The following is a 9,344-nucleotide window of genomic DNA, read 5'->3' as shown; positions in this document are numbered from 1 at the left end:
TGTTGGTTAATAAAGCATAGAATTAAAAATCTAATGATACCTGTAATGCCGATAAAAATGATCAAAGCATTTGGTAGAATAATTTGATTTTAATCTTATTAATATTGTATAACTAGCCTATGAGTAATAATCCTTATAGTAAGCTTTTTGAGTCAGTTAGAATAGGCCCAGTTGTAACAAAAAACCGGTTCTATCAGGTGCCACATTGTTGCGGCATGGGACACCTGAGGCCAAAAGCACATGCAGCCATGAGAGAAACCAAAGCAAAAGGTGGTTGGGGTGTTGTAAGCACAGAGGAGGCAGAGATACATCCAAGCTCCGACTTAGCCCCCTATGTTGAGCAAAGAATTTGGGATAAAAGAGACATACCAGCATTGCGCTTAATGACTGAGGCGGTTCACAAGCATGGCGCTCTGGCTGCAATAGAATTAACACATAGTGGGCATAATTCTACAAACCTTTTTTCTAGAATTCCTGCTATGTCACCCAATGCTCAGCCTGTTAATTTTTTATATCCAAAACAATCAAGACGTATGTCAAAAAAGGATATTTCAAACTTTAGGGCTTGGCACAAAAGAGCCGCTTTGAATGCAAAAGAAGCGGGCTTTGATATAGTTTATGTATATGCAGGTCATGGCATGTCGGTAGCACAACAGTTTATATTGCCAGACATGAACAATAGAACTGACGAATATGGCGGTAGTCTAGAAAACCGTTTGCGACTCACCAGAGAACTGCTGGAGGAAACCCAAGAGGCGATTGGAGATAGTTGTGGAGTTGCTTTTCGTTTTGCAGTAGACGAGCTTAAAGGCAAAGATGGCATGCAATTTAAGGAAGAAGGGCGGGCTGTTGTTGAGCTGTTATCCGAACACCCAGATCTATGGGATGTTAATGTTTCTGATTGGTCTAATGACTCACAAACTTCACGCTTTGAGCCAAATGAGGGATATCAAATGCCTTATGTTGAGTTTGTAAAAAGCCTAACTACGAAGCCAGTCGTTGGGGTTGGTAGGCTTACGTCACCAGATTTAATGGTAAAGCTTATTGATAGGGGCGCCTTAGATCTAATAGGTGCAGCCAGACCATCTATTGCAGACCCTTACTTGCCAAATAAAATAAAAACAGAAAACACAGATCAAATTAAAGAATGTATCGGCTGTAATATTTGCGTTTCAAGTGATAATTTTTCAGTTCCAATTCGATGTACGCAAAACCCAACCATGGGTGAAGAGTGGAGAAGGGGTTGGGATCCAGAGCACATAAAACCAAAATTGTCAGACCAACAGGCACTTGTTGTTGGATCTGGGCCAGCAGGTTTGGAGTGCAGCTTGCAACTTGCAAGAAGAGGATACCAAGTAACTTTAGCTGAATCAAAAAGTCAATTGGGGGGCAGGGTTTTGTTTGAGTCAGGCCTAAAGGGTCTTGCAGCCTGGAAGCGAGTTGTTGACAACAGGGTGCATGAGATTCTTCAAAAAAACAATATTGAAATATATAAAGAAAGTAAGCTTACTTCGGCCCACATCAACGAACTTGAGATAAAAAACATTTTCATAGCTACAGGCTCTAAATGGCGTAAAGACGGGGTGGGTAGAAGTCGAAGATCTCCAATTAAAGGTATTGAAAGTGTTAAAGTTTTTACACCAGAAGAGATTATTCAGGAAGAGCAAAACATCAAAGACCCAGTGATTATTTATGATGATGAGCAGGGGTATTTAGCTGGCGTTTTGGCTGACCATTTAAGCTCAAAAGGCATTGATGTAACATTTGTTACGCCGGCTAGTGTTGTTTCTCCCTGGACAGAGTCTACTTTAGAACAAAAAAGAGTACAAAAATCGCTCATCAGTGCTGGTGTTAAGATTGTTTGTAATTCATTGATAGAGAAAATTGAAAATCAGACAGCCCACCTTGAGTGTGTTTTTACAGGGGCCATCACAGAACTATCTTGTAAGTCTGTGGTTATGGTAACTGAGAGGATAGCAAACACCTCGCTTTATGATCAACTAAATGAACAAAAAGTAAGCAATAAACCTCATTCAATTGCTCAAAATATTCGACTGATTGGAGATGCTGAAGCCCCAGGACTAATAGCTGATGCAGTGTTTTCAGGGCATTTAGCTGCCCAAGACTTTGAGGCTACAGAGACTGACATTGAAAAGGCATTGTTTATGAGGGAGATGCCTAGCCTAAATGATTAATTTTAAATAGGCTGTTGAGGCTAGTTCCTAATTGATTTTCTGTGTGTTTTAGAGTAACATTGCCCTCTTTTTATGAACGCCAAAAAAATGCGCAAAACGATTGTTGCTGGAAACTGGAAAATGAACGCTAGCAAAGATTCAGTTGAGAGTCTTGTGACTGATATTTTGTTAGGAGCAAGTGATGTTAGTGCTGAAATCATAGTTTGCGCACCATTTCCATACCTCTCGCAGGTTGAGGTTTTAATTGAAGGATCCAATTTGATGCTTGGCGCTCAAAACCTTAATTTGAATGCTTCAGGAGCATTTACGGGTGAGGTGAGTGCAGAGATGATTAAAGACTTTGGCGCCAATCACGTTATTGTTGGTCACTCTGAAAGAAGAAGTTTGTATGGCGAAACGAGTGAAATTGTTGCAGAAAAAACTAAAGCTGCAATTGATTCTGGCTTGACGCCAATTCTTTGTCTTGGTGAGTCACTTGATCAAAGAGAGTCTGGAAAAACTGAGTCGGTAGTTTCAGAACAGCTTAATAAAGTTATAAAGATGGTTGAAATAGAGGCGTTTAATAATATTATTGTTGCATACGAGCCTGTCTGGGCAATTGGAACTGGAATGACAGCCACTCCAGAACAAGCACAAGCAGTTCATAAGTTTATTCGTGATCTTCTTGCTAGTAGCAGTCAAGATATTGCTGATAAAACAGCCATACTTTATGGAGGCAGCATGAATGCTAGTAATGCAGTAGAGCTTATCTCTTGTGCTGATATAGACGGCGGCTTAATTGGCGGCGCTGCGTTAAAAGCGGAAGATTTTTTACAAATTTGTAAGGCAGGTTAATATGACATTTCAAATAATTTTAGTGGTTCATGTATTGTTGGCTTTAGGGCTAGTTGGGCTAATTTTAATACAACATGGTAAAGGCGCTGATGCGGGTGCTGCGTTCGGCTCTGGAGCGGCGGGTTCAGTTTTTGGTGCAAGAGGGGCACACTCTTTTTTGTACAAGTTAACTGCAATTTTAGCTATTGGTTTTTTTGTAACAAGTATTAGTCTTGCTTACTTTGCCTCGAATGAAAGAGCCGCTTCTGATTCAGATCAAAGCATCATGTCACAGAGCGTTGTGGTTGATGACGCTTCCAACGAAGACACTAGCGAAATACCTAGTAATTAATTACTCTAGCCGTCGTGGTGAAATTGGTAGACACGCAGCCTTGAGGGGGCTGTAGCGCAAGCTGTGACGGTTCGACTCCGTCCGACGGCACCATCCTCAATTAAAGCATGACCTGCATGCATGATATTGTACAATCGCTATAGTTTCTTAACTGCTGACCTATGAAATTCATTAACAAAACCGTTCTTAAAGGAATTGGTCTGATGCTTTTGGGCATGAGCACAGTCCCCTTTTTAGATATTTTTGCCAAACTTCTAAGCGAAGATTATTCTGTGATGCAGGTGACATGGACACGATTCTTTTTTCATGCATTTTGGCTGCTCCCAATTATTTTTTGGCAAAAAGTTAATTGGAAAAGGGTTCCTGATAGTCTTGGCCTTCAATTTTTAAGGGGGCTGATGCTTACTATGGCTACCCTATTCTTTTTTGCGGCAATAAAATCAAACCCTATCCCTAGTGCGCTTACACTACTTTTTATATCACCTTTGGTTGTTGCAGTGCTGTCTCCAATGCTTCTAGGTGAGCGCTTCGATCTATTTATTGGTGTTGGGGTTTTAGTTGGGTTTTTTGGGGTGGTAATCGTTCTGCAGCCAACAGGAGGTGATTTTAAGCCAAGCCTTTTGTTGGCTGTCGTTGCAGGCATTTGCTACGCGCTTTATATTATTTTTACAAAAAAACTATCTTTTAAGGCGCCGCCCGTACTTACTCTTTTTTATTCTGCCCTTGTAGGGATTTTAATAATGTCACCTCTTGCGTTTGCTTCTTGGTCTGCGCCAGATTTAAGGGGTTTTTTGTTAGGGGCTGCTATGGGCTTTTTTGCAGCCGCCTCACATTTTATGATTATTAAAGCGTTTGAATTTGCAAGTGCCTCTGAACTAAGTCCTTTTAATTACTTTGAAATTGTAGGTGCCATCTCACTTAGTTACATTGTGTTTGGCTATGTCCCAAATTTTCAAGCGATACTGGGTTTGTTTGTAATTATTGGAAGCGGTTTATATGTATCTTGGCACGTAATGAAAAACAATCAAGGAGATGATCAAGATAAAGAAAAACTTATAGAGCCACTATAAGCTCTTAATGCTAATTATCACCTATTTTTATTAAGAAATTATTGACCTATTGAAGACACAAGATTTAATCGATCCAATATAATATTTCAGGTTTATTTTTTTAATAATGTCCTTATATATCTAACAATTCAAATAAATAAATATCTTTATGAACTGGCGAACAAAAACAGAATCAAAAATTGAGCTCTTTTCTGATTGGCTTTTTGAAAATGCAAAGATAACAATTGTAGTTATTTTTGTCCTTGTTGCTGGGATTGCATCTCAACTTCCTTCATTAAAAATTGATACAACGACAGAGGGTTTTTTGCATAAATCAGACCCAATGCGAGTTCAGTACGATGAGTTTAGAGACCAGTTTGGTCGAGACGAAAAGTTAATGATTGCAGTTAAAACTCAAAATATTTTTGATTTAGACTTTTTAGAAAAACTCGATCGCTTTCATCATGCCCTAGAAGACGAGCTTCCAAATATTAAAGGAGTAGATTCCCTGATCAATGCCAGAAACACCTATGGGATTGAGGGAGAGCTAATTGTTGAGCCTTTAATTGATAACCCTCCCCAAAATAATGAAGATTTGATTAGTCTTAAGGAAACAGTTACTAACAATAGTCTTTATAAAAACTCACTTTACAGTGAAGACTTTAGGATGACTACGGTCACAATTGACACAGAAACTTACTCCAACAATGGCGCTTCCCAAGATGCTACTAATCTTGAATTTGACGACAGCCTTGAATTTGACGACAGCCTTGAATTTGACGACAGCCTTGAATTTGACGACAGCCTTGAATTTGATGATGACTCTATTGGCGGGCAGAGGCTATATTTAACCGATGCTGAAAATGATGAAATTATTTCTCAAACCCAACAAATAATGGAGCGCTTTAATGATGATAATTTTGAAATATACTTGTCAGGTTCTGCAGCAATTGCAGGAATATTCAAGCAAGCACTAATGAACGATTCTGTTATTTTTATAAGCTTAATGATGATTGTTATTATGATTGTCCTGTTTGTTTTGTTCAGAAGAATTTCAGGCGTCATTCTTCCTCTATCATGCGTTTCTCTTACGCTGATAATGACTGTTTCATTGATGTCTATTTTTTCAGCTCCGTTTACTATGGCGACCCAAATCATGCCAACTTTCTTGTTGGCGGTTGTTACGAGTGCTTCAATTCATCTCTTAGCCGTATTCTATAAAGACTTTGCTAAAACAAAGGACAAAAAGAAATCCCTTAGGTATGCGATGGGACATTCAGGGTTAGCAATTATTATGACATCCGTAACTACGGCAGTTGGACTCTGGTCTTTTTCTTTCTCAGGTGTTGCGCCTGTAGCAGATCTTGGGGTGTTTGCGAGCAGTGGCGTTATGGTTGGGCTAGTTTTCACACTTGTTTTTTTGCCTGCACTAGTTTCAGTAACTAACTTTAAGGTTGTTAAACAAAAATCTAGTGAGGATGAATACTCTCTAATGGATAGAGCACTTATTGGAATTAGTATCTTTGCCACCACTAGGCCAAAATTAATTATTTCTGTTAGTACGGTGCTGATAATTTGTGCGGCCATTATTGCAGCCCAGTTGAGGTTTTCTCATTTTCCTCTTCAATGGCTTCCAGAAGATAATTTTGCTCGAGTGGCAACAGAGGCTGTCGATGAAAATTTAAAAGGCTCACTCACGCTTGAGGTCATTATTGATACTGAAAAAACAAATGGACTTTACAATCCTGAACTACTAAGAGTGATTGATGATGTATCTAAAAATATAAACTCTATATCTACTGGGAACATGTTTGTAGGAAAGGTTATAAGCTATATTGATGTCATTAAAGAGACCAATAGAGCGCTTAACGAAAATAGGGATGAATACTATGCTATTCCTGATGATTCCGATCTTATAGCCCAAGAGTTTTTGCTTTTTGAAAGTAGCGGTAATAATGACCTTGCAAGCCTTGTTGATGCAAACTATTCGAAGGCAAGGCTAACATTAAAAACACCTTTTATTGATTCTCTTGAGGCAAATGCTTTTATTGATAATGCTCAAATCTATTTAGACCAAAAATTTGGCTCATTGGCAAAGGTGACCTTTACTGGAATAGGAACCTTGATGACAGTGACTTTTGAAGAGGCAATTTATAGCAGCGCAGTGAGCTATATTTTAGCTTTTTCACTTATCACAATTCTCATGGTGCTATTAATAGGCAACTTAAAAATTGGGCTAATCAGCATGATACCCAACCTGCTGCCGATTGTCATTCTATCAACAATTATGGTTATTTTTAAAATGCCACTAGATATGTTCACTTTGTTGATTGGAGCAATTGCGCTGGGCTTGGCTGTTGATGATACCGTGCATTTTATGCACAACTTTAGAAGATATGAGCTTCAATACAATGATGTGGATAAGGCTGTCCGATTAACCTTGATGGGCACTGGAAGGGCTATAACTTTAACTTCAATCGTTCTAGCGCTCGGATTTTTGGTGCTTACTTTTTCACAAATGAACAACATGTTTGATTTTGGCGTGCTTACAGCAAGTGCAATTTTGGTGGCCCTGTTGGCTGATTTTTTCCTGATGCCTGCAATAATGAAGTTAATCATTAAAGACAGAACTAGTTTATAAATAACATAATGCTAGAGCCGTAAAAAAGGGCGCTAACGCGCCCTTTGAAGTTTTATTTATTTGACTTTAAGCTTGTGCCTGAGCCATAACCTCTTCAACAAAATTATCTTCTTTCTTTTCTATTCCTTCTCCAACCTCGTATCTAACAAAAGACTCAACTTTGGAGTTATTAGATTTAACAAGTTCTCCTACAGTGACATCTGGATCTTTTACAAAGGATTGACCATAAAGTGTAACCTCGTTAATAAACTTTTTCATCCTTCCAACTATCATTTTTTCAATAATGTTCTCTGGCTTTCCACTTTCTCTAGCTTGTTCAATAAAAATTGCCTTTTCTCTTTCAAGGAGTTCTTCAGAGAGCTGATCTTCGCTGATACATTCAGGCCTTGAGGCGGCAATATGCATAGCCACATCTTTTGCTAAGGCTGAGTCTTGAGATGCTAGAACTGTTAGAACCGCGATACGATCGCCATGTTTATAAGCACCTAAAATGCCTGTTTCAGTGCTTATAATTTGTACCCTTCTCACAGAAATATTTTCGCCTATCTTTGCAATAATGTTTTCTCTTGCTTCATCAACAGTTTCCCCAGAGTTAAGCTTTTGACCCAAAAAACTTTCTACTGACTCCGGCTTGTTCTTAAGAGCTAAACGACCAAGCGAGTCAACAAAATCAATAAAAGCAGAGCCTTTTGTGACAAAGTCTGTTTCTGAGTTGACTTCAAGAATAGCAGCTTGTTTGTTGTCGTCACTAATTGTAACGTTAACAAGCCCTTCAGATGCAACACGACCTGCTTTTTTAGCAGCTTTTGCTGCACCAGATGCACGCATCAAGTCAATTGCTGCCTCAAGATCCGCATTGGTTTCAACCAATGCTTTTTTGCAGTCCATCATTCCTGCGCCTGTTCTGTCTCTTAATTCTTTAACTAAAGCGGCTGTAATTGCCATAATTCATCTCCTTTGAATACTGTGCTTGATTGTTAATCTTTTTCAGCTTTTGAAGCAGCTGGCTTCTTAGCAGCTGGCTTCTTAGCAGCTGGCTTCTTAGCAGCTGGCTTCTTAGCAGCTGGCTTCTTAGCAGCTGGCTTCTTAGCAGCTGGCTTCTTAGCAGCTGGCTTCTTTTCTTCAGCAGCAGCTTCAGTAGCTGGCTCAACAGCTGGCTTCTTTTCTTCAGCAGCAACTTCAGTAGCTGGCTCAACAGCTGGCTTCTTTTCTTCAGCAGCAGCTTCAGTAGCTGGCTCAACAGCTGGCTTCTTTTCTTCAGCAGCAGCTTCAGTAGCTGGCTCAACAGCTGGCTTCTTTTCTTCAGCAGCAGCTTCAGTAGCTGGCTTTTTAGCAGCTGATTCAGCTTTCTTAGCAGCTGGCTTAGTTTCTACAATAGAAGCTTTAGCTTCAAGAACTGCATCTGCAATTTTTCTTGCATAATAACTAATCGCCCGAATTGAGTCGTCATTTCCTGCTATGACGTAATCAATGCCTTCAGGGTTGTGATTCGAGTCAACAACACCAATGATAGGCAAGCGAAGAGTTCGCGCTTCTCTGACAGCATTTTTTTCGTGACCAATGTCAACAACAAAAACAACATCAGGAATGCTTCCAAGATCCTTAATTCCCCCAAGACTTCTCTCTAGCTTTTCCATCTCTCTTGTCATTACTAGGGCTTCTTTTTTTGTAAATTGTGCGAAGTTCTCTTCAGCAAGAAACTCTAAGTCCTTAAGGCGTTTTATCGAGGCCTTAATAGTTTTATAGTTTGTCATCATTCCGCCTAGCCAGCGGTGATTAACGTAGGGCATTCCACATCGGATTGCTTCTTCTTTGATAATATTGCTTGCCGCTCTCTTTGTTCCAACAAAAAGAATAGACCCACTCTGCGAAGCAGTTTTGCTTGCAAAATTCAGGACATCATTAAATTGCGGTAATGTTTTTTCAAGATTAATTATGTGAACACCATTTCGTGTTCCGTAGATATAAGGCTCCATTTTTGGGTGCCAAAAACGAGACCTATGGCCGAAGTGAACACCGGCCTCTAACATTTTTTTCATTGACGCTTTCGCCATACATTTCTCCTGGGTTAAGACTTCCACATTGCCTATTAGCCAACCCCTTTTAAAGGGCACCCTGGCTAATATTGGGGCTCTGTGTGATACGTTAAATTACCAGTCTTGTTATTACAAGACCAGACCGCTTCCAGCCAAATTGCTGAAAGGCGACAATTATCCCATATTTTTTTGAAATAAGCAAAGACTATTTGCCTGTCTTTTGCTCTTAGGCACTGGCATTCAGCTTATGCACATAAA

General features: G+C 39.5%; 7 protein-coding genes and 1 tRNA gene. 6 read left to right on the top strand and 2 right to left on the bottom strand.

The annotated features are described in order from the left end of the window. The first annotated feature begins 119 nt into the window (after positions 1–119). From AC5YGB_RS08930 to AC5YGB_RS08905, 6 genes are all read left to right on the top strand, one after another. Complete coding sequence (locus tag AC5YGB_RS08930) at positions 120–2,195, top strand: oxidoreductase (protein ID WP_496137312.1); 2,076 nt, start codon at positions 120–122, stop codon at positions 2,193–2,195. 72 nt (positions 2,196–2,267) lie between these two features. Then, positions 2,268–3,029, top strand: coding sequence for a triose-phosphate isomerase (gene tpiA, locus AC5YGB_RS08925; RefSeq protein WP_496137311.1), 762 nt, complete (start codon positions 2,268–2,270; stop codon positions 3,027–3,029). Position 3,030: 1 nt separating this feature from the next. Continuing rightward, positions 3,031–3,360 carry a preprotein translocase subunit SecG gene (gene secG / locus AC5YGB_RS08920; protein ID WP_020024978.1) on the top strand — a complete coding sequence of 110 codons (330 nt, stop codon included), beginning with the start codon at positions 3,031–3,033 and terminating at the stop codon, positions 3,358–3,360. 8 nt (positions 3,361–3,368) lie between these two features. Continuing rightward, a tRNA-Leu gene (locus AC5YGB_RS08915) sits at positions 3,369–3,453 on the top strand. A 68-nt stretch (positions 3,454–3,521) separates the two neighbouring features. Continuing rightward, the gene (locus tag AC5YGB_RS08910) at positions 3,522–4,430 is read left to right on the top strand and encodes an EamA family transporter (RefSeq protein ID WP_496137310.1); all 909 of its coding nucleotides are present in this window, start codon (positions 3,522–3,524) and stop codon (positions 4,428–4,430) included. Between the two features lie 148 nt (positions 4,431–4,578). Then, a complete protein-coding gene (locus AC5YGB_RS08905) occupies positions 4,579–7,050 on the top strand; it encodes an MMPL family transporter (protein ID WP_496137309.1) in 2,472 nt (823 codons plus the stop codon). 66 nt (positions 7,051–7,116) lie between these two features. Here the strand turns inward: AC5YGB_RS08905 and tsf are convergent, their stop codons facing one another. Next, the gene (tsf, locus tag AC5YGB_RS08900) at positions 7,117–7,995 is read right to left on the bottom strand and encodes a translation elongation factor Ts (RefSeq protein ID WP_496137308.1); all 879 of its coding nucleotides are present in this window, start codon (positions 7,993–7,995) and stop codon (positions 7,117–7,119) included. A 32-nt stretch (positions 7,996–8,027) separates the two neighbouring features. Then, on the bottom strand, positions 8,028–9,104 hold the full coding sequence (gene rpsB / locus AC5YGB_RS08895; protein ID WP_496137307.1) for a 30S ribosomal protein S2: 1,077 nt from the start codon (positions 9,102–9,104) through the stop codon (positions 8,028–8,030). Between the last annotated feature and the right edge of the window lie 240 nt (positions 9,105–9,344).

This window comes from Candidatus Pseudothioglobus sp. uisw_142, assembly GCF_059512465.1.
The sequence above is the reverse complement of the archived record's forward strand: the minus strand, read 5'-3'. Positions and strand labels throughout refer to the sequence as shown.